17 protein-coding genes are annotated in these 19,221 nt (G+C 67.8%); 7 read left to right on the top strand and 10 right to left on the bottom strand.

Features of this window, described 5'->3' with window-relative positions; genetic code table 11:
- Positions 1-92 precede the first annotated feature (92 nt).
- The 3 genes from C6Y14_RS33495 to C6Y14_RS33485 form a co-directional block, all read right to left on the bottom strand.
- Positions 93-1,532 carry a dihydrolipoyl dehydrogenase family protein gene (locus C6Y14_RS33495; protein ID WP_107020642.1) on the bottom strand — a complete coding sequence of 480 codons (1,440 nt, stop codon included), beginning with the start codon at positions 1,530-1,532 and terminating at the stop codon, positions 93-95.
- Position 1,533: 1 nt separating this feature from the next.
- Positions 1,534-2,097: a hypothetical protein gene (locus C6Y14_RS33490; RefSeq protein ID WP_107020641.1), complete on the bottom strand. Its 564-nt coding sequence runs from the start codon at positions 2,095-2,097 to the stop codon at positions 1,534-1,536.
- Positions 2,098-2,502: 405 nt separating this feature from the next.
- The gene (locus C6Y14_RS33485; RefSeq protein ID WP_107020640.1) at positions 2,503-3,189 is read right to left on the bottom strand and encodes a chorismate mutase; all 687 of its coding nucleotides are present in this window, start codon (positions 3,187-3,189) and stop codon (positions 2,503-2,505) included.
- Positions 3,190-3,633: 444 nt separating this feature from the next.
- Between C6Y14_RS33485 and C6Y14_RS33480 the strand changes: the two genes are divergently transcribed.
- The 7 genes from C6Y14_RS33480 to dmpG all read left to right on the top strand — a co-directional run bounded on the left by C6Y14_RS33480 (position 3,634) and on the right by dmpG (position 11,437).
- On the top strand, positions 3,634-5,175 hold the full coding sequence (locus C6Y14_RS33480; protein WP_107020795.1) for an MDR family MFS transporter: 1,542 nt from the start codon (positions 3,634-3,636) through the stop codon (positions 5,173-5,175).
- 311 nt (positions 5,176-5,486) lie between these two features.
- A complete protein-coding gene (gene secY / locus C6Y14_RS33475) occupies positions 5,487-6,800 on the top strand; it encodes a preprotein translocase subunit SecY (protein WP_107020639.1) in 1,314 nt (437 codons plus the stop codon).
- A 93-nt stretch (positions 6,801-6,893) separates the two neighbouring features.
- Positions 6,894-7,529 (top strand): TetR/AcrR family transcriptional regulator, encoded by a 636-nt coding sequence (locus tag C6Y14_RS33470; RefSeq protein WP_107020638.1) that lies wholly within the window; start codon positions 6,894-6,896, stop codon positions 7,527-7,529.
- Between the two features lie 271 nt (positions 7,530-7,800).
- Positions 7,801-8,565 (top strand): IclR family transcriptional regulator, encoded by a 765-nt coding sequence (locus tag C6Y14_RS33465; protein WP_225891400.1) that lies wholly within the window; start codon positions 7,801-7,803, stop codon positions 8,563-8,565.
- Between the two features lie 93 nt (positions 8,566-8,658).
- Positions 8,659-9,483, top strand: a complete 825-nt coding sequence (locus tag C6Y14_RS33460; protein ID WP_107020636.1) for a 2-keto-4-pentenoate hydratase — start codon at positions 8,659-8,661, stop codon at positions 9,481-9,483.
- Entirely contained in the window at positions 9,480-10,427 is a 948-nt protein-coding gene (locus C6Y14_RS33455; RefSeq protein WP_107020635.1) for an acetaldehyde dehydrogenase (acetylating), read from the top strand. Before C6Y14_RS33460 ends, C6Y14_RS33455 begins: the two co-directional genes overlap by 4 nt.
- Positions 10,424-11,437, top strand: a complete 1,014-nt coding sequence (dmpG, locus tag C6Y14_RS33450; protein ID WP_107020634.1) for a 4-hydroxy-2-oxovalerate aldolase — start codon at positions 10,424-10,426, stop codon at positions 11,435-11,437. The genes C6Y14_RS33455 and dmpG overlap by 4 nt, the downstream gene beginning before the upstream one ends.
- Positions 11,438-11,568: 131 nt before the next feature.
- On the opposite strand, the gene C6Y14_RS33445 is transcribed toward dmpG, so the two are convergent.
- The 7 genes from C6Y14_RS33445 to add all read right to left on the bottom strand — a co-directional run bounded on the left by C6Y14_RS33445 (position 11,569) and on the right by add (position 19,155).
- Complete coding sequence (locus tag C6Y14_RS33445) at positions 11,569-12,549, bottom strand: Gfo/Idh/MocA family protein (protein ID WP_107020633.1); 981 nt, start codon at positions 12,547-12,549, stop codon at positions 11,569-11,571.
- Positions 12,546-13,796 carry an ABC transporter substrate-binding protein gene (locus C6Y14_RS33440; RefSeq protein WP_107020632.1) on the bottom strand — a complete coding sequence of 417 codons (1,251 nt, stop codon included), beginning with the start codon at positions 13,794-13,796 and terminating at the stop codon, positions 12,546-12,548. The genes C6Y14_RS33445 and C6Y14_RS33440 overlap by 4 nt, the downstream gene beginning before the upstream one ends.
- Before the next feature lie 86 nt (positions 13,797-13,882).
- The gene (locus C6Y14_RS33435) at positions 13,883-15,307 is read right to left on the bottom strand and encodes an ABC transporter permease (RefSeq protein WP_159074358.1); all 1,425 of its coding nucleotides are present in this window, start codon (positions 15,305-15,307) and stop codon (positions 13,883-13,885) included.
- A gap of 211 nt (positions 15,308-15,518) precedes the next feature.
- A complete protein-coding gene (locus C6Y14_RS33430; protein ID WP_107020630.1) occupies positions 15,519-16,286 on the bottom strand; it encodes an ABC transporter ATP-binding protein in 768 nt (255 codons plus the stop codon).
- 91 nt (positions 16,287-16,377) lie between these two features.
- A complete protein-coding gene (locus C6Y14_RS33425; protein WP_107020629.1) occupies positions 16,378-16,995 on the bottom strand; it encodes a helix-turn-helix domain-containing protein in 618 nt (205 codons plus the stop codon).
- Positions 16,992-18,071, bottom strand: coding sequence for an ABC transporter substrate-binding protein (locus tag C6Y14_RS33420; protein WP_159074357.1), 1,080 nt, complete (start codon positions 18,069-18,071; stop codon positions 16,992-16,994). The genes C6Y14_RS33425 and C6Y14_RS33420 overlap by 4 nt, the downstream gene beginning before the upstream one ends.
- A 10-nt stretch (positions 18,072-18,081) precedes the next feature.
- Positions 18,082-19,155 (bottom strand): adenosine deaminase, encoded by a 1,074-nt coding sequence (add, locus tag C6Y14_RS33415; RefSeq protein ID WP_225891399.1) that lies wholly within the window; start codon positions 19,153-19,155, stop codon positions 18,082-18,084.
- Between the last annotated feature and the right edge of the window lie 66 nt (positions 19,156-19,221).

The following is a 19,221-nucleotide window of genomic DNA, read 5'->3' as shown; positions in this document are numbered from 1 at the left end:
TGCGCTGCCCTCTGGTGGGGCCGTCCCTCCCCGTCCCGTCGTGGTCGTGACGGGGAGGGACGGGGAGGACAGGACACGACGGGACGGGTTGGTCAGCGCCCGTACGCTTCCAGCAGCCGCAGCCAGACCTCGCTGACGGTGGGAAACGCCGGAACCGCGTGCCAGAGGCGATCCAGCGGCACCTCGCCGACGACCGCGATCGTCGCGGCGTGCAGCAGTTCCGCCACATCGGGGCCGACGAGGGTGAATCCGACGATCACCTTGCGGTCCTCATCGATGACCATACGGGCGTGTCCCTGGTAGCCCTCGGCATGCAGAGCCGAGCCCGCGACAGCGCCCAGGTCGTGGTCGACGACACGGATCCGCAGGCCGGCCGTCTCGGCGGCAGCCGCGGTCAGGCCCACCGACGCGATCTCCGGTTCGGTGAACACCACCTGCGGCACCGCACGCTCGTCCGCGGTGGCCACGTGCCTGCCCCACGGCTCGTCCTGAACCGCTTCGCCCTTGGCGCGCGCCACGATGACATCGCCGACGGCGCGAGCCTGGTACTTGCCCTGATGCGTCAGCAGCACACGCCGGTTGACATCACCGGCCGCATACAGCCAGCCGTCGGCCGACGCCTCCCCAGCCTCCCCGATCACCCGCAGTGTGTCGTCCACGGCGAGCCAGGAGCCCGGCCTCAGGCCGACCGCTCCCAGGCCGATGTCCTGCGTGTTGGGCGTACGGCCGATCGCGACGAGAACCTCGTCGGCTTCGACGGTCTCACCGGTGGCGAGCGTGATGTGCACCGAACCGTCACCGTCACGCTTCACGGACACGGCCTCCGCGCCAAGACGCACATCGACACCGGCCTCCCGAAGTGCCGCGGTGACCCGTTCACCGGCGAACGGTTCCGCGAGCGGCAGCACACCGTCACGCGCCAGCACCGTCACCGACGAGCCCAGCCCGGCGAACGCCGTCGCCATCTCCGAGGCCACCACACCGCCGCCGATCACAGCGAGCCGCCCGGGCACCTCGCTCGCGGCAGCGGCCTCCCGGCTGCTCCACGGCGCCGCCTCGCGCAGACCGTCGATGTCCGGCAGCAGCGCGGCGGTTCCCGTCGCGATCACCACCGCGTGGCGCGCGGTCAACGCCGTCGTCGTACCGTCCTCGGCGACCACCTCGACGGCTCGCTCGCCACTGATCCGTCCCTGACCGCGGTACAGCGCGATGCCCGCCGAGCTGAGCCAGGACGCCTGTCCGTCGTCCTTCCACTGCGAGGCGAAGGAGTCCCGGCGGCGCAGCACGGCCGCGACATCCACCTCACCGCTCACTGCCTCACGCGCCCCCGGCACCTGCCGGGCGGCCCGGAGCGCACTCGTGCTCCGCAGCAGCGCCTTGGTCGGCATGCAGGCCCAGTACGAACACTCACCGCCGACCAGTTCGCGCTCGACGACGGCGGCACTCAGTCCGCCCTGCACCACCCGGTCGGCGACGTTCTCTCCCACCGGTCCGGCGCCGATCACGATGACGTCATAGACGTTCTCGCCCATGTCATTCACCCTTCGAGGCGCGGCCCAGACGCAGGGCCGAGACGAGGAAGAAGATCGCGCCCGGAATGGCGTAGCCGATCGCGCCGGACAGCGAGGGGTCGTCGGCGCCGGCCGAGGCGATGAACGACCCGCCCGCCAGGACCGAGATGCCGCCGCTGAGGATCATCGGCCACTGGCCACCCATCTTGCGGCGCGGAACAGCCACGATCAGCTGGACCAGTCCGGCCACCACCGCCCACAGACCCCACACGCGCAGCACCGCCGGAATACCCGACGCACTCGCTACGGCCAGGCCGATCGCCGTGGCGGAACTGACCGCGACGTTCACATACAGCAGCACAGGTGACCCCGTGCCCTTCGAAACCTTCGCGTCGTACACGGCCGCGCCCACATCGAACAGCGGGTACAGCACGAGAAGCGTCGCCACCGCCGGGTTGATCTTCGATGCCATCGGAAGCAGCACCGCAGCCCAGACGATCGCGAACGCGAACCGGACGAAGTACAACCGCCGCAGAGCAGAAGCGGTCCCGGCGACACCGGACGGAGCAGCAGCAACAGTGCTCACAACGAACCTTTCGATTGGTACGGGAAGGTGAAGCGGGTTCAGCACGCAGTGCTGCCGGCCGCTTCGACCAGGTGGATGACATCGGTCCGCTGAATGGTGTGGTGTGCCGGACGGCTGCCGACGGCGAAGCCACGGACACGCTTTCTGCGGGACTGAATGTTCTGTCTCATCATCATGGCAACCGAGTCGCACGATGTCAAGACCGAACGTTCTACCTCTATGTGTGCCCGTCATTGCCGGACTTCCGCAACCGGCTCAGGGCCACCGTGCGTACGGCCGGGGCCGGCGCCGCGAGCCTTCGCTACGCGCGCGGGTCGGACCTGCCACGACCGCCGTTGCACATGCGCTGCGGGGGGCGAGCGATGCTCATTCCCCCCGCAGCACGGGACTTGATCGACCGGCTCCCTAACGGCACACGGAGTGCGTCCCGGTCCTGAGTGCCTGGCGGTGGAGCGCGTCCAGTCGTTCCAGTACCGCCCCGGAACCGGCGGCCAACGAGAGTTGCACCGCGCACGTGACGGGCTTGTCACGCAGTTGCTCAGTGCCTTTGAGTTCCTGCAGCAATTCCGTGGTCAATTGATCGAGCCGCTCACGGATCGGACCGAGGTCGGGACGTGTCGTAGGAGCTTCCTCGGGGTGCGCGGTCCAGCGGGCGAACAACCCTCTCTGGACGATCTTGCTCGCCGTGATCTGATCCTGGAAGAAGGCAGCCGCCGCATCCGGGTTCACCCCCAGGGCTGCAGCCTTCACCCGAACCTGCTCCAATACCTGCCGCTCACGCACCGGGTCCTCAATGGGCGAGTTGGTTCCGAACTTGGACGCTGCCACGTCGTCACCGATCTGGAGCCGCTCGATGATGAGGTCGGTCAGTGGGCCGAGCCTGCCGAGCGACTCAGCCGTTGCCACCGCATCGCTCGAAGAATCCGTATGCACGGGGGCGGTGGATGCCAGAGCCTGAGGGGCTGTCAGCAGTGCGGTGGCGAAGAGTAGTCCGGTGACCGTGGCACAACGATTCACCTGGTGACGGAAGGTCAAAGCGTCCTCGTTCTCAAGTAGTTCTTTTACGGAGTCGGTCAGGGAGCCGAGAGGCATCCGCTCTCGGGGCTCCCAAGATTTCCTGGCGTACGCGCGACGAGTTCGCCCACCGGCCATGACTGGACGGCCGCCGCCGGACAGCCCGAGAGCACGTTCGGCGATGCCGACGCAAGGAACCCTGGGAGAACGTTCGGTCCTCCTATTTAGGCCTCACGCGAGCACTTTGTCAATACCGAACGTTCTATCTTGGCGTCTGCTAGCCTACTCACAACACGGTCCGGCGCGATCTCGCGACCACATGGTTGCCCCAAGCAACGGCGCTGGAGACCAGCCATTCCCGAGCACGCCTCGCACGAGGTCGTACGCACCGGCTGGGCGCCGCCCGTACCCCGGCCCTGAACACCCATCACCCCCGTAAAGGAATCGCCGTCCATGACAACCATCCCCAACGCAGGTGCGCAGTCACCCGCCCTCCACGAGGGAGGATTCACCGATGAGCCGATGACCCATGCACAGATCATGCGCGCCCTGTCGGGACTACTCCTCGGCCTGTTCTGCGCCATCCTGTCCTCGACCGTCGCCACCAACGCCCTGCCCAGGATCATCAGCGACCTCGGCGGCGGCCAGAGCGCGTACACCTGGGTCGTCACCTCGTCCCTTCTCGCGGTGACCGCGTCAACACCCCTGTGGGGCAAGCTCGCCGACCAGTTCAGCAAGAAGATCCTGGTCCAGTCGGCACTGGTGATCTTCGTCCTCGGTTCCGTGGTCGCCGGCTTCGCCCAGAACCCCACCACACTGATCACCGCCCGGGTCATCCAGGGCCTGGGCGGAGGCGGCCTGTCCGCCCTGGGGCAGGTCGTGCTCGCCGCGATGATCTCCCCCCGGGAGCGCGGCCGTTACTCCGGTTACCTGGGTGCCACCTTCGCCGTCGCCACCGTCGGCGGCCCGCTGCTCGGCGGCGTCATCACCGACACCTCGTGGCTCGGCTGGCGCTGGTGCCTGTTCGTCGGCATCCCGTTCGCCCTCGTCGCACTGGTCGTGCTGCAACGCACACTGAACCTGCCGCTGGTCAAACGTCAGGTGAAGGTCGACTGGGCCGGCGCCTTCCTCGTCACCGCCGCCGTATGCACCCTGCTGATCTGGGTCACCTTCGCCGACAACAAGTACGACTGGTTGTCCTGGCAGACATACACGCTGGTCGGAGCGGCCGGCGTGCTGACACTGCTGTTCGTCGCGGTCGAGAGCAGGGCCGCGGAACCGATCATCCCGCTTCGACTGTTCCGCAACCCCACCATCACCCTCGCCTCCCTCGCCTCTCTGTTCGTCGGTATCGCCCTGTTCGCGGGCACCGTCTTCTTCAGCCAGTACTTCCAGCTCGCACGGGGCGAGTCCCCGACCATGTCGGGCATCATGACGATCCCGCTCATCGCGGGCCTGTTCATCTCCTCCACCGTCTCCGGCCGGATCATCACCCGCACCGGCAAGTGGAAGGGCTGGCTTCTGGCCGGCGGCGTTCTGATGACTGCGGGCCTGGCCCTGCTCGGCGCACTCCGCTACGACACCCCCTACCTGTACACGGCCACCTGCATGGCACTCATAGGCCTCGGCGTCGGTATGACCCTGCAGAACCTCGTGCTGTGCACACAGAACCAGGTCTCCCCCGGCGACCTCGGCGCCGCATCCTCCACCGTGACCTTCTTCCGCTCACTCGGCGGCGCGGTGGGCGTCTCGGTGCTCGGCTCGGTCCTCACGACCCGCATCGGGCATCACGCCCTCGACACCATCGCCCGGCTCAGCCCGCAGGACCAGGCCACCGCGGCGAAGGCGTCCGGCAGCGGCCGACTGCCCGACCTCGCCGCCCTGCCGACCCCTGTCCGTACCTGGCTGGAGGGCGCCTACGGCCATGGCATCGGCGACATCTTCCTGTACGTCTCCCCGATCGCCCTGATCGCCTTCCTTGTCACCCTGTTCATCAAGGAGGTACCACTCAGCGCGTCCAGCGGTCTGGTCCGGGCCGCCACGGAGGCAGACCGCACGCCCTGACCGCGTTCCGGGCTGCGAGGTCGGCGCCGAGTGCATCTCGGACACACTCCTCACCAGTTCAGACAGAACGTTCAGTCTTGACAGGCATCCGGCAGGACTTGACAATGCTGCGAGGCAGAACGTTCATTCGACCCCTGGCCTACGGGTCGCACGGCGCTGCGGCAGGGAAAGGACAGCGCGCGCCGAGACCACCCTCCTCTTCGGACGGTCGGTCCCATCACCACAGCGGTAGCGGTCGTCGACGTGCCGTTGTACTTCGAAAATCTCTGACCCGCATTACGGCACCAGCACGTAGGGTCGCGGGAGGCACCGTGTTCGTCGCGCTAGCCCACGCGTTCAAAACGCCTGACCTGCGCAGGAGGTTGCTCTTCACCCTCGGCGTCATCGTGGTGTACCGGATAGGTACCCATGTACCGATCCCTGGCGTCAACTACCGAGCGGTCCAGCAGTGCATCGATCAAACCTCGGGCAGCGAGGGACTGTTCGGGCTGGTCAACCTGTTCAGTGGCGGCGCTTTGCTGCAGATCACCATCTTCGCCCTCGGCGTCCTTCCTTACATCACCGCCAGCATCATCCTGCAACTGCTGACCGTGGTCATCCCCCGCCTGGAAGCCCTGAAGAAGGAGGGCCAGGCCGGCACGGCGAAGATCACCCAGTACACGCGCTACCTGACCGTGGCGCTCGCCGTTCTTCAGGGCACCGGTCTGGTGGCCACCGCCCGCAACGGCTCGCTGTTCCAGAACTGCTCAGCGGCCGGCCTGATCGTTCCGGACCGCTCCGTCTTCGTGACCGTGACCATGGTCATCACCATGACCGCCGGCACAGCGGTCGTCATGTGGCTCGGCGAGCTGATCACCGACCGTGGCATCGGAAACGGCATGTCGATCCTGATGTTCATCTCGATCGCTTCCACGACCCCCGCCGCCCTGTGGGCGATCAAGAAGCAGGGCACCCTGGCCGACGGATGGATCGAGTTCGGTGGAGTCATCCTCGTCGCTCTGGCCCTGGTCGGCCTGGTGGTGTTCGTGGAACAGGCCCAGCGTCGTATCCCGGTGCAGTACGCGAAGCGCATGATCGGTCGCCGCTCCTACGGCGGCACCTCCACCTACATACCGCTGAAGCTGAACCAGGCGGGTGTCATCCCAGTGATCTTCGCCTCGTCACTTCTCTATGTGCCCTCTCTGGTGGCCCAGTTCTCACAAAGCGACTCAGGGTGGAAGGCCTGGGTCACCCAGAACCTCTCGAAGAGCGATCACCCGGTCTACATAGCGACGTACTCCGCGCTGATCGTGTTCTTCGCGTTCTTCTATGTCGCGATCACCTTCAACCCGGACGAGGTCGCCGGAAACATGAAGCAGTACGGAGGCTTCATACCGGGAATCAGAGCCGGGCGGCCGACCGCCCAGTACCTGCACTACGTGCTCACCCGGATCACTTGGCCGGGCGCGCTCTATCTGGGGCTGATCGCTCTTGTCCCCACCATCGCGCTGGCCGTGACGGGCGCGGGTCAGAACTTCCCGTTCGGCGGAACCAGCATTCTGATCATCGTCGGTGTGGGCCTGGAGACGGTGAGGCAGATCGAGAGCCAGCTGCAACAGCGCAACTATGAGGGCTTCTTGCGCTGAGACGCCTCGGCCGCCGAGGAGGCGGTGCAGGCAACGGTCTGCCCAGCCGCACGCCTGTCCGTCCACACAACGCGCGGCACCTATCATGGGCCCATGGTGAAGGGAAACAACTCCGTATCGGCCGCTGCCGGGTTGAGCAGCCGTGATCTCATCCTCGATGCGGCCCGTAGCCTCGTGTCAAGTCGAGGGTATGACGGCATGGCCATCTCGGACCTTTCCGCGCAGTCCGGGTTGCCCGCCAGCTCCATCTACTACCACTTCGGCAACAAACTGGGCGTCCTGGCCGCGTTGCTCGACCGCACTTTCAACGAGCTGCACGCGCTGTTCGCCCATCCGTCCTCCTTCGACGGCCTCGAACCCCTCGACCGGTTCGAGGCCTGGTTCACCGCCGCGTGCGCCTCCCTCGACGAGCGGCCCGACTACCTCCGCCTTCTGCTGGCGATCAGCGTGGGACCGCAGAAGGACGACGAGGTCGTGAGGGCTACCGTGCGCCGCATCCGCGACTTCGCCCACGCTTCATGGGTGGACGTCCTGACGCCTGTCTTCGCACCGGGCGACGTCGCGGGCGACAAGGCTTTCATCGAGGAGCTGGCTGTTCTGGGACGGGCCATGACCGACGGACTGTCGCTGACGAACAGCTTCGACGGTATGAGCTACAGCTCGCACGTCGCACCGTTCGTGTCCCTGATCCGCGGCCTGGCGGACCGACAGGGCCGCGAGAAGGCATAGAGCCGGATCTCGACGACCAGGGCTCGCCGTACGTCTCTTCGACGGCTCGCACCGTACCCGAACGTCGTTGCACCCGCCGCCAGTCAGTACCTCTCGATCAGGCGGGCGCCGGCTCCGCGGCGGGCCGCAACACCCAGCCGCGCCGAGAGGGCGCACGGGGCGCGCGTACGCGTCCCCTGATCAAGCGATGCTGGCTGCGCAGCGCAACCGCGAGGGGTGTTCGTGGTCCCGTACAGTCGGATCGTCGCGCTGCCCCGGAAAGAAGACCCTCGTGAGCAACGACGCGCCGAGCGGCGTCCTGAGCAAAGCCCTCGCCGTGCTGCAGGCCTTCAGCATTGAGGACACCACTCTGAGCTTCACCGAACTGCGGCAGCGTACGGGGTTCGCGAAAAGCACCCTGCACCGGGTGCTCGGCGACCTTGTGGCGGCCCGGCTCCTGGACCGGGTGCAGGAGCGTTACCGCCTGTCGGGACTCGTCTTCGAGCTGGGGATGCGCGCGTCGGTCGAGCGCGGGCTGCTCGAAGTGGCCACTCCTTTTCTTGAGGACCTGTACGAGCGCACGCACGAACTCGTCCACCTGGGCACCCGTGAGGGAACGGAGGTCGTCTACGTCGCGAAGATGGGCGGCCACCAACAGGCCCCCTCCCCGTCGCGGCTCGGCGGGCGCATGCCCTTGCACGCGACGGCCCTCGGGAAGGTGCTCCTGAGCCATGCCCCGGCCGACGTGCGGGAGAGTGCGCTGCGCGGGCCCCTGGAGCGCAAGGCGCCCCGGACGATCACCAACGTCGACGTACTGACGCGCCAGTTGTCCGACGTCGTGACCAAGGGGGTGGCCTTCGAGTACGAGGAGTCGGCGGTCGGCATCGTCTGCGTGGCCGCCGGGATCTTCGGGCCGTCGGACGACATCGTGGCGGCGGTCAGTGTGACGGGCCCGGTGCACCGGTTCCAGCCCGTCCGGCACGCCACCAGTGTGCGGGCAGCCGCGGCGGGGATCTCCGCGACGCTCGGCCGCCGCGCGGAGCTGCGCGAGCACTGACCGGCTGCCGCGCGTCCACCGATCGGCGGACCGGTTCCGCGAGGCAGAACTCATCGCTGGGCGCAGGACGGCCCCCATGTTCAAGCTGTGGGCATGAACGACTTCTCTCCCGGCGACGACGCCGTGGCGCAGGCGGCCGATCGTCTGCTGCGCGCCGCCGCCGACCGTGTTCCCTGTCCCCCGGTGCGCGATCTGATCGGCAGCGACGACGTGAAGGCGGCCTACGCCGTCCAGGAGCTGCTGACCGCGCGCCGCCTCGAAGCGGGCGGCAGCGTCACGGGCCGCAAGATCGGCCTCACCTCCCCCGCCGTCCAGCGCCAACTGGGTGTCGACCAGCCGGACTTCGGCGTGCTGTTCGCGGACATGAGCGTCGCGGACGGGGCGTCCGTACCGGTCGGCGCGCTGCTCCAGCCGAAGGTCGAGGCGGAGATCGCGTTCGTCCTGGGCGCCGACCTCTCCGAGGGGCCGCTCGACGCCGCGCAGATCCGGGCCGCCGTGGCGCACGCCGTCCCCGCCCTGGAGATCGTGGACAGCCGGATCGCCGGCTGGGACATCACCTTCGGCGACACCGTCGCGGACAACGGATCCTCCGCGCTCTACGTCCTCGGCACACCGGCCAAGCCGCTCACCGACTTCGAGCCGGTGGAGGCCGCCATGACCCTCGACCGGGGCGGAGAAACCGTCTCCACGGGCAGCGGCGTGGCCTGTCTGGGCGATCCGCTGGCCGCCCTGGCCTGGCTCGCCCGCACCGCGCGTGACGTCGGCGATCCGCTGCGCGCGGGCCAGGTCGTGCTGTCCGGCGCGCTCGGTCCTATGGTGCCCGCCGCGGCCGGAGACGTGTTCAGCGCCGAGATCACCGGTCTCGGCTCCGTCTCCGTCCGCTTCCACGCCTCCGGCGACGAAGGAGCCTCCGCATGAAGACCAAGGTTGCCGTCATCGGCTCGGGCAACATCGGCACCGACCTGATGATCAAGGTGCTGCGCCTGTCGGAAAGCCTGGAGATGGGCGCGATGGTCGGCATCGACCCCGCCTCCGACGGGCTCGCCCGCGCCGAGCGGCTCGGGGTCCCCGTGACCGCCCAGGGCGTCCAGGGCCTGATCGCCATGGACGGCTTCGAGGACATCAGGATCGTCTTCGACGCGACGTCCGCGAAGGCGCACATCGCCAACGCGCACGCGCTCGCCCCGTACGGCAAGCAGCTCATCGACCTCACCCCCGCCGCCATCGGCCCGATGGTGATCCCCGCGGTGAACCTCGCCGACCACGTCGCCGCGGACAACGTGAACATGGTGACGTGCGGCGGCCAGGCCACCATTCCGATCGTCGCCGCGATCTCCCGGGTGGCGCCGGTCCCGTACGCGGAGATCGTCGCCTCGATCGCCTCGAAGAGCGCCGGTCCCGGCACCCGCGCCAACATCGACGAGTTCACCGAGACGACCAGCCACGCCATCGAGACGGTCGGCGGCGCCGAGCGCGGCAAGGCGGTCATCATCCTCAACCCGGCCGAGCCGCCGCTGATCATGCGCGACACCGTGCTCGCGCTCGTGGACGCGCCCGACGAGGCGGCCCACGAGGCGATCCGCGCAGCCGTCGCGCAGCGGGTCGACGAGGTGTCGGCGTACGTGCCGGGCTACCGCCTCAAGCAACAGGTGCAGATCACCCCCGTCCCCGCGGACCAGCCGGTGCACACCCTCACCCAGGCCGCGGCCACCCACCAGGTGTCCGTGTTCCTGGAGGTCGAGGGCGCAGCCCACTATCTCCCCGCCTACGCCGGGAACCTCGACATCATGACCAGCGCGGCCCTGCGGATGGCCGAGGCCATGGCCGCCCGCGCCACCGAACTTCAGGGAGCCGGCGCATGAGCACCGACAAGCTGTTCATCCAGGACGTCACCCTGCGGGACGGCATGCACGCCATCCGGCATCGCATCGAGCCCGAGCAGGTGGGCCGGATCGTGGCCGCGCTCGACGCGGCCGGCGTCGACGGCATCGAGGTGTCCCACGGCGACGGCCTCGCCGGCGGCTCGCTCAACTACGGCCCCGGCAGCCACACCGACTGGGAGTGGATCGAGGCGGCGGCCGCTCACGTCAAGAACGCCCGTCTCACCACCCTCCTGCTGCCCGGTATCGGCACCATCGAGGAGCTCAAGCAGGCGTACGCGCTCGGGGTGCGATCGGTGCGGGTCGCCACGCACTGCACCGAGGCTGACGTCTCGGCCCAGCACATCGCCACCGCACGCGAGTTGGGCATGGACGTGTCCGGCTTCCTGATGATGAGCCACATGGCCGACGCCAGGACGCTGGCCGGGCAGGCCAAGCTCATGGAGTCGTACGGCGCCCACTGCGTCTACGTCACCGACTCCGGCGGCCGGCTGATGATGGACGGCGTGCGCGAGCGGATGCGCGCCTACCGCGACGTGCTTGACCCCGCCACCGAGATCGGCATCCACGCCCACGAGAACCTCTCCCTCTCGGTCGCCAACTCCATGATCGCGGTCGAGGAGGGCGTGACCCGCGTGGACGCCTCCCTCGCCGGTCAGGGCGCGGGCGCGGGCAACTGCCCCATCGAACCGTTCATCGCGGTCGCCGACCTCAACGGCTGGAAGCACGGCTGCGATCTCTTCGCGCTCCAGGACGCGGCCGAGGATCTCGTACGCCCGCTGCAGGACCGGCCGGTCCGTGTCGACCGCGAGACGCTCACTCTCGGCTACGCCGGGGTCTACGGCTCCTTCCTGCGGCACGCGGAGGCGGCGGCCGAGCGCTACGGCGTCGACGTCCGCACGATCCTCGTCGAGGTCGGCAGGCGCGGGCTCGTCGGCGGCCAGGAGGACATGATCGTGGACGTGGCGCTGGGGCTCGTACAGGCGAGCTGACATCGCGCACGACGCACGGCCGGGAGGGCGGTGACTCCCGGCCCTGCCCTGTCTCTGCGGCTTGGTTGCTGGTCCGAGGGGAACCCTGCCTCCAGCGGCGCGTCATCGACCGGTAGAAGGCGCGAACGCCGTCACTCGACCCGCAGTGCCGACCAGGCCGGCTCCAGCCGATGCCAGACGGCTTCGGTGGTTTCGAGCGTCCGCGCGGCGCTCGCCAGATCGGACCGGTTGTCGGCGAGGCCCGCCACGACATCGCGGAAATGCTGCAGCGCGGGGACGAACCCCATCACGGTCCAGCCGGAGTTCGACGGCGTCGGCAGGGTGTAGTTGGGACGCCGGACCTCCGCCGGACCGTCGGCGGGACGGTACGTGCAGGTGTCGACGTTGTCGACCTGGACTGCGTCTCCCTGTCCGTAGACCTCGACGAACTCACCCCGGTGTGCGAAGGAGGCGGTGGTGCAGAAGTCGAACGAGCACGCCGCACCTCCCTCCGCCCGGGCGACGACACTCACGCTGAGACCGACAGCCGGCACGACGTTCAGGACCGCGGAAATCTCGCCGATCTCTCCCACCAGGTACCGTGCCAGGTCGATCATGTGCACCGGGTTGTCGATCAAATAGTGATGAAGATCGGCGAGGTACTCGTCGACACGCCCCATCGCGAACGTGAAATGCGCGAGAGTGGGTGAGCCGAACTCGTCGGAGCTGATCACCTCCCGAGCACTCCGGTACGCCGGCGCGAACCGCTTCATGTATCCGACGACGACCTCGGTCTGTGCCCGGGCGGCGAGGCCGGCAAGTTCCCGGAGTTCCGCCGCGGATCGCCCGCCCGGCTTCTCACAGAAGACCGGGATCCGAGCCTCGATGCACTGGGCGAGGATCGGCCGGTAGGCGCTCGGCGGGACGGCGACCACTACCCCGTCGAGACCACCGGCCGCGAGCATGTCCTCGACCGAGGTGTGGTGGGCATCGGCGCCCCAACGTCGGGCAGTGCTTGCGGCGTGCTCCGGCGTCCGGGCACAGACAGCGACGGGATCAAGACCGGCCTCAAGGATCGACGGGTAGAGGGCGCTGTTCGCGTGCCGGCCCGCGCCCACCACACCGACCCTCACGACGCGCTCGTCCGATCCCCGCCCAGGAACCGATCGATGCGGCTCGCGGTCTCACTGAAGACACGTTCAAGGGCATCCGGCTGCCTGTACGCCTCCACGATGGCCGCCGACCACATGCTCGCGACATCGAGGTACTCCGGCATGGGAGTCGGCAGCACTCGGGCGGTCGTCCGGAGAATCTCCAGGCTGTTGTCACCGAAGCCGTTCCACCCGGAGGCCGCGGCACGGAACGCGTCGTCGTCCCACGTGCTCTGCCGGGTCGGGTTCATGTTGCCCTCCAGCGCCGCCCGGGCGAGGAAGGCCGGCGAGCTGGCCCACTCGATGAACCTCCACGCGCCGGTCTTGTCGTTCGAGGCGCTGTTCATCGCGAGCGACCAGGTCCACATGTTCGCCTCTCGCCCTCCACCGGGCCCCAGCGGCGGCCTGGTGTAGGCGACCCGCCCGCGAACGGCCGAGTCGGCTCCCTCGAAGAAGGCGACGTAGTGGTCCGAGTCGACGATCATGCCGTACCGGCCCGCCGCGAAGTCGCGGGCGACTTCGAGCCAGTGCCCGCCGGGGAACCGTGTCGGCCCCGACACATGCGCCGCCGCGAGGAAGTCACGGGTCGCCGCGAGCATCGCCGGACTGGCGAGTGCGCTGCGGCCCGCGTCGTCGAAGTCGGTCGCACCGTACGACCAGACCTGGGTCGCGTATCCGGTGTACATGGTGTGCCAGGTGTCGGTGCCTCGCTGGGCGAAACCGCGGACGCCGGGCACGCTCTCCGCGATCCGCGCTGCCGCGGCGAAGTACTCCTCCCACGTCGACGGCGGCTCGCTGAGACCCGCTCGCTCCAGCACATCCGGCAGGTACGCCAGGTTGTACGTCTCCCAGTTGACCGGGATCTCCAGCAGGGGACCTGTTCCGAGGGCGTCCCCCCGCACCCCCGACCAGCGGTTGGCAGCCAGCAAGGACGGCAGGAAGTCCTCCGGCCGGTAGTCGTCGCCGCACTTGTCGAGATACGCGTCGAGTGGTTCGACGATGCCCTCGCCTGCGAGCTTCCACATCGAGACGGGTCCCGACACGAACACATCCGGCGCGGACTCACCGCGAAGCCGGCCGCGCAGCGCGTCGAGGCTGTTCGTCACGTAATCCGTCTCGGGGATGATCTCCAGTGTCACGCTCTCGCCGGTGAGTTCCTCGTACTCTTTGATGTGCTTCGTGACGCTCGCGACGTACGCGTCGTTGTCGGGGCCGATGAAACGGACCATTCTGTGATGTCTCCTTAGCGATGCCTCGGCCTACGGGCCGAAGTGCGGCCGGGCGGGGGTGGAAGGCGCCGGGCACACGGGTGTCGTCAGACCGAGAACCGTCGGCGCGCACGTTCGTGGAGGACGGCGACGACCTCGTAAAGCACGATCACGGTCACGGTCACGACGACCACGTCTGCCCAGAGCCGGGTGTAGTCGAAGGTCGTCGTGGCGGTCGTCATGGCCTCCGAGATCCCGTTCCCGGTGACGAGCCACTCGGCGACGACCGCGCCGAAAAGCGCGAGCGGGATGCTGATCCGCCCGGCGTTCAGGATTCCCGGAACGGCTCCGGGGATCCTGACGAACCGGAGGATCGCCCAGCGGCCACCGCCGTAGACGCTGACCAGGTCAAGGGTGGATCGCGACCGTTCCTCCAGCGCTGTGACGATGACGATCATTGCTGGGAAGAAGACCACCAGAAGCCCCGTGACGATGATGAACGCGGTTCCTCGACCGCAGATGGCGACCAGTAGCGGGATGAAGGCGATCTGCGGAACGCACTGCGACGCGAGGAGCAGCGGAAGACCCAGGCGCAGCAGGGCGGGAAAGCTCACCAGGACGCATCCGGCAATGATCGCTGCGGCCATGCCGACTCCGAAGATCATGCCCATGTCGCGCATGGTGACCAGCCAGTCCGTCGTCAACGCGCTGCGGTGCGTGGCCGCAGCCGGATTGCCGACCAGGTAGTCCAGCACGTCGAGTGGGGACTTGAACACGAGGGGACTCACACCCCCGAACTGGATGATCGCGACCCAGATCACGATCAGCGCGACGGCGGGCGTGAGGAACTCGGCCACACGCTGCAGAAGGCCGGCGCCGGGCACCGCCCCGAACGAGGTTTGGGACTCGACGGGGTCCACGTGCAGCCAGCGGCCCATGGCCGTGATCGCCACATAGAGGAGCCCGCCGATCACGGTGGCGACGATGGCGACGCCCCAGGTCTGCGCGGTCTGCAGCTTCTGCTGGCTGACGACGAGCACCACGCCAAGGCCGTCGTCGGCGCCGCTGAACTCGGCCACGAGCGCTCCCAGGAACGCTCCCGGGCCGGCGATACGCATGCCGGCCACGATGTTCGGAAGCGCCGCCCTGAGTCCGACCTTGCGGAGGATCTGCAGACGGCCACCCCCCGCGCAGTGCACGATCGCGGCCATGTCCGCCGGCGTCGCACGCAGACCCGCGATCACCCCGATGAGCATCGGGAAGAACGAGAACAGGACCGCCATCGTGATCCTCGTAGGCTGGCCCGCGCCCGCAAGGCTCGAAATCAACGGAAGGAGTGCCGGCAGCGGCAGGCAGTAGACCGCAAGAGCGACGCGGGAGACCGAGCGCTCAAGAAGCCCGGTCAACGATCCGACAGCACCGAACACGAGGCTGATGACAACAGCGATCGCGAAGCCCTCAAGCGCCGTCACGAGGGTGGGGGCGGCATTGGTGAGGTAGAACGAGAGATTCTCGATCAGGTCCTCGGCCACGCTCGGCGGCGATGGCACCGAGCCGGACGGGAGGAGCCCGGAGACCGCGACCAGCCACCAGAGCCCGACTGCGAGCGCGATTCCTCCCAGTGTCCACACGGCACCCGGGACCTCGCGTTCTACGCGCCGGGGCCCCTTGGCGGGCCGCCGCGTCGGCGGCGGCCCCGCGGGTGCCACCGCGAGCCCATGAGGTGTGTCCGTCGAGGTCATCTCAGGCGCTCCGCTCGGCAGGCGGTTCGGCCGCGTCGACCCGAGCGGCCGTCTCTTCCTCGAAGAGCAGCTCACTCAGCTCGTCGACGAGACGGCCGAACTCCGGGCTCCGCGTCATCTCCGGCACCCGGGGTCGCGGCAGGTCGATCGTGACCGTGCGCAGGATGCGGCCGGGTCGCGGCGTCATCACGACGACCACGTCCGAGAGGAAGATCGCTTCGGAGATCCCATGGGTGACGAGCAGTGTGGTGGCCGGTCTCTTCGTCCAGATCCGCTGGAGTTCGAGGTTCATCCGCTGCCGGGTCATGTCGTCGAGTGCGCCGAAGGGTTCGTCAAGCAGGAGGACGTCCGGTTCGAAGGCGAGAGCCCTCGCGATCGAGACCCTCTGCCGCATCCCGCCGGACAGCTGGTTCGGCCGCGCTCCCTCGAAACCGCGCAGCCCCACCAACTCGACAACATCCTGGATGGTTGACTGGTCGGGGCGCCGGCCCGCCACTTCGAGCGGCAGCCGTATGTTGTCCGTGACGGTGCGCCACGGCAGCAGCGCGGAGTCCTGGAACGCGACTCCCAGGCGCCCGCTCCTACGGGCGACCGAGGGGCTCTGGCCATGGATCGATACGGTGCCGTCGGTCGGACGGTCCAGATCGGCGAGCAGGCGCAGCACGGTCGACTTCCCGCACCCCGATCGGCCGATCAGGCTGACGAACTGGTTTCGGTCCACTGTGAGACTCACGCCGCCGAGAGCGTCGACGCGCCGCCGCTTCGCCATGAAGGTCTTCGTGACGTCGTGAAGCTCGATTCCAGCGGGCGTTTTCGCATGCGATTGATCTACCTGCGCAGGCATTCGGGCTCCCTCACTCTCAGTGTTGGAAGTTGTTGACGATGAGGACTTCGGCGGGCTCGTCGCTGCCGAGTCCCCATCGGTGGGGGACGTCACCGTCGTGGTTCAGCGCGTCGCCTGGGCCGAGATCGACCGGGCGGCCTCGCAGGAATTCGACACGTAGATGCCCGCGGATCACATACACGAAGTCCTCACCCTCGTGTTCGAACCAGTCCTGCGGCGGGTCCGCCTGTTCGATGAGATAGCGGTGCGCCTTCAGTGACAGCCCCGAGCCACCTCGGGTCAGGAGCCGCGGCCGCTGGGCATCCTTGCGATTCGCCGCTTGCATCTCCTGACCTGTGCCGGCTCTGGTGATCAGGATCGAGGTGGAGCTGACGGGTAGCAGACCGTTCGGTGTGGTGCCCAGCAACTCGGCAAGTCGGTAAAGCCGAGGGAGGCTGATGGAGGACTGACCCTGCTCCAGCTGGGTGATGAAGGACGCCGACACCCCCAGTTGGGCGGCGAGCTTCTTGCTCGCCATTCCCAGCTCCTGCCGTCGATGACGTACCGCCGCTCCGACGTCGCGCGCGAAGTTGTCGGCCTCGGCTGCCGCTGCTGTCGCTTCGACCTGCTCGCCGATGCTCTTGCGTTCAGTCACGTCAGCTTCCTCAATTCCGGGTGTTCCTCGTAGACCTCGGCCAGCAGGGACATGTCGAACAGCTTGTCCGTGGTCGTGTCGACGCCCGTGAGTCCGAGCGTTGCCACCGTCTCCTTCTGGAGTGCCTCGGTGACCGTCAGGACGCCGTTCTTCTCGGTGTCGGGGGTCCTGATCAGGACGATCTCCGCCTTGTTGCAGGCCAGCTGGTTCTCCAGCGAGTACTTCAGCGACTTGCCGTACTTCTTCACGGCCAGAGTCGCGCCCTCCTCGGGGTCCGCGATGTTGGCTCTCCAGCCCATGATGTCGGCACGGAGAGCCGCCTTCAGCATCTTCCGGTTCTTGGAAATCTGATCCGTGGAGGCGACATAGGTCTGGGTGATGGTGGCGTAGTTGAAGTCGGCGAACATCATCACGGCCGGATCGTGACCGGACTGCTTGAGACTGATGGGAGAGTTCGTCGAGTAGTCCATGATCCCGTCCACCTGACCGGCGACCAAGGGGGCGGGGTCGTACTGGAAGGGCACGATCTTCATGTCCGAGGCCTTGAGGCCGTTGACTGCGAGGAACGCCTCCACCGCGGGCTTGTCCGCGTTGGCGACGGCGATCGTCTTCCCCTTCAGGCCGGCCGGCGTCGTGATGGGGTTGCTCTGCAGCGACACGATGCAGGACGGCGTCTTCTGGTAGAGCGCGCCGATGACCCGGAACGATGCACCGTTCTGGTTCGCCGCGACGATTTCCGTCGGTGACGAGACACCGAACTGCGCGGTTCCATTTGCCAGTTGGGTCAGCACGGAGACCGCTGACGGGCCGCCCGGAATGAACTTGACCGACGGGAAGCCGACCTTCTTGTAGTACCCCCTCGTGTCTGCGATGTACGGACCGGCCTGTGTCACGTCGTACAGCCAGGAGAAGGCGTAGTCGAGCTGACCCAGACCGCCGCCCGTCCGGGTGCCCGACCCGGTGTCCGTCGATGCTCCACAACCGGCGAGCGCGAAGCCCGCCGTGGTGGAAAGGCCGAGCCCCAGCAGCCCGCGGCGGGACATCGTGCCACCGGGGCCATTCCGCTGATCGGTCATGGTCTTGTCCTTACTTGTCGTCTGATCTGTAGGCGACCGGGCGGAGTCGCTCAAGTTCGGCAGTGAACTCGGCGCGAAGGCGGGCGACGGTGACATCGTCCGCGAAGCAGGCGTCGAGACCGGCCAGCGCGTACTTCTCGGCGTCCTCGACGGTCCATCCCAGATGCACGGCCGCGTCGATGAAGTCCTCATGGAGCTCCGGCCCGATGAGCGCCGGATCGTCGGAGTTGAGACACATGTTCAGACCTGCTGCAGCCATCGCCGCGACATCGCGGCGTCGACCCTCCACCTCCAGCTCGGGATAGTCGATGAACCAGCACGCCGAGTAGGGGATCTGCGAAGCGACGGTGCGCGAGAGCAACTCGGGGTCGAGCAGCGCAGCGTATCCGTGGTCGATGCGATCCACCCGGAGAAGGTCCAGGCACTCCACCATCTCGGTGGAGTCGCCGTGCTCTCCCGCGTGCGCCGTCAGCTTGAGGCCCGCCTCGCGGGCCAGGTCGTACGCGGCCACGAACTCGGACGGCCGTCCTGCCAGTTCGTTCGAGTCGAGGCCGATCGCCACCACCTCGTCGTGGGGATGCGCGAGCACCTCGCGGACAAGTTCGAGCGCCGCCTCGCCACCCAGTTCGCGATTGATCGCGACGACGATCCGTGATTCGACGCCCACCTTCGCCCGGGCCTCACGCACGCCGGCGAGAATCCCGTCCATCATCTCTGCGTAGGTCAGTTCGGGGTGGTTCTGCGGATTGAAGGCGATCTCGCGGTACCGGAGCCCTCCTTCGGCGCCGGTGAGAAGGCTGTCGTAGGTGACCGCCCTGAAGTCGTCCTGCGTCTGCATCGACTTCGATACCGCGACATAGATTTCAAGCCCCTCGTCGAAGTTGCGGAAGAGGTACCGGTCACCCCCGTCGCGCGCTCCGGCAGGAAGGGTGACGCCGTGACCCTCGGCCAGACGGCGAGCCGTCTCCGGAGGCACGCATCCTTCGAGGTGACAGTGCACCTCTGCCTTCGGCAGCGCGCGGAGGTACTCCGCGCTCAGACGCTGCCGAGTGGGCGATGCTGTCGGGTTGCTCTCTGCGCTCACGTCATCTACTCCTCGTCGAGATGGAACGAAATTAAGACACACTGAACTGCGTGTCAATGGAACGTT

Origin of the sequence: Streptomyces dioscori (assembly GCF_003024195.1) — a bacterium.
In the GTDB taxonomy this organism is placed as follows: Bacteria; Actinomycetota; Actinomycetes; order Streptomycetales; family Streptomycetaceae; genus Streptomyces; species Streptomyces dioscori.
Note: the sequence above shows the minus strand (reverse complement) of the source record. Positions and strands in the feature narration are given on the sequence as shown.

Bases quoted from the DNA above. Each gene is read 5' to 3' on its own strand.
- C6Y14_RS33495 (WP_107020642.1), bottom strand. From the start codon at position 1,532: ATGGGCGAGAACGTCTATGACGTCATCGTGATCGGCGCCGGACCGGTG.
- C6Y14_RS33485 (WP_107020640.1), bottom strand. From the start codon at position 3,189: ATGCCTCTCGGCTCCCTGACCGACTCCGTAAAAGAACTACTTGAGAAC.
- C6Y14_RS33480 (WP_107020795.1), top strand. From the start codon at position 3,634: ATGACCCATGCACAGATCATGCGCGCCCTGTCGGGACTACTCCTCGGC.
- C6Y14_RS33470 (WP_107020638.1), top strand. From the start codon at position 6,894: ATGGTGAAGGGAAACAACTCCGTATCGGCCGCTGCCGGGTTGAGCAGC.
- C6Y14_RS33460 (WP_107020636.1), top strand. From the start codon at position 8,659: ATGAACGACTTCTCTCCCGGCGACGACGCCGTGGCGCAGGCGGCCGAT.
- C6Y14_RS33455 (WP_107020635.1), top strand. From the start codon at position 9,480: ATGAAGACCAAGGTTGCCGTCATCGGCTCGGGCAACATCGGCACCGAC.
- dmpG (WP_107020634.1), top strand. From the start codon at position 10,424: ATGAGCACCGACAAGCTGTTCATCCAGGACGTCACCCTGCGGGACGGC.
- C6Y14_RS33440 (WP_107020632.1), bottom strand. From the start codon at position 13,796: ATGGTCCGTTTCATCGGCCCCGACAACGACGCGTACGTCGCGAGCGTC.
- C6Y14_RS33430 (WP_107020630.1), bottom strand. From the start codon at position 16,286: ATGGCGAAGCGGCGGCGCGTCGACGCTCTCGGCGGCGTGAGTCTCACA.
- C6Y14_RS33420 (WP_159074357.1), bottom strand. From the start codon at position 18,071: ATGACCGATCAGCGGAATGGCCCCGGTGGCACGATGTCCCGCCGCGGG.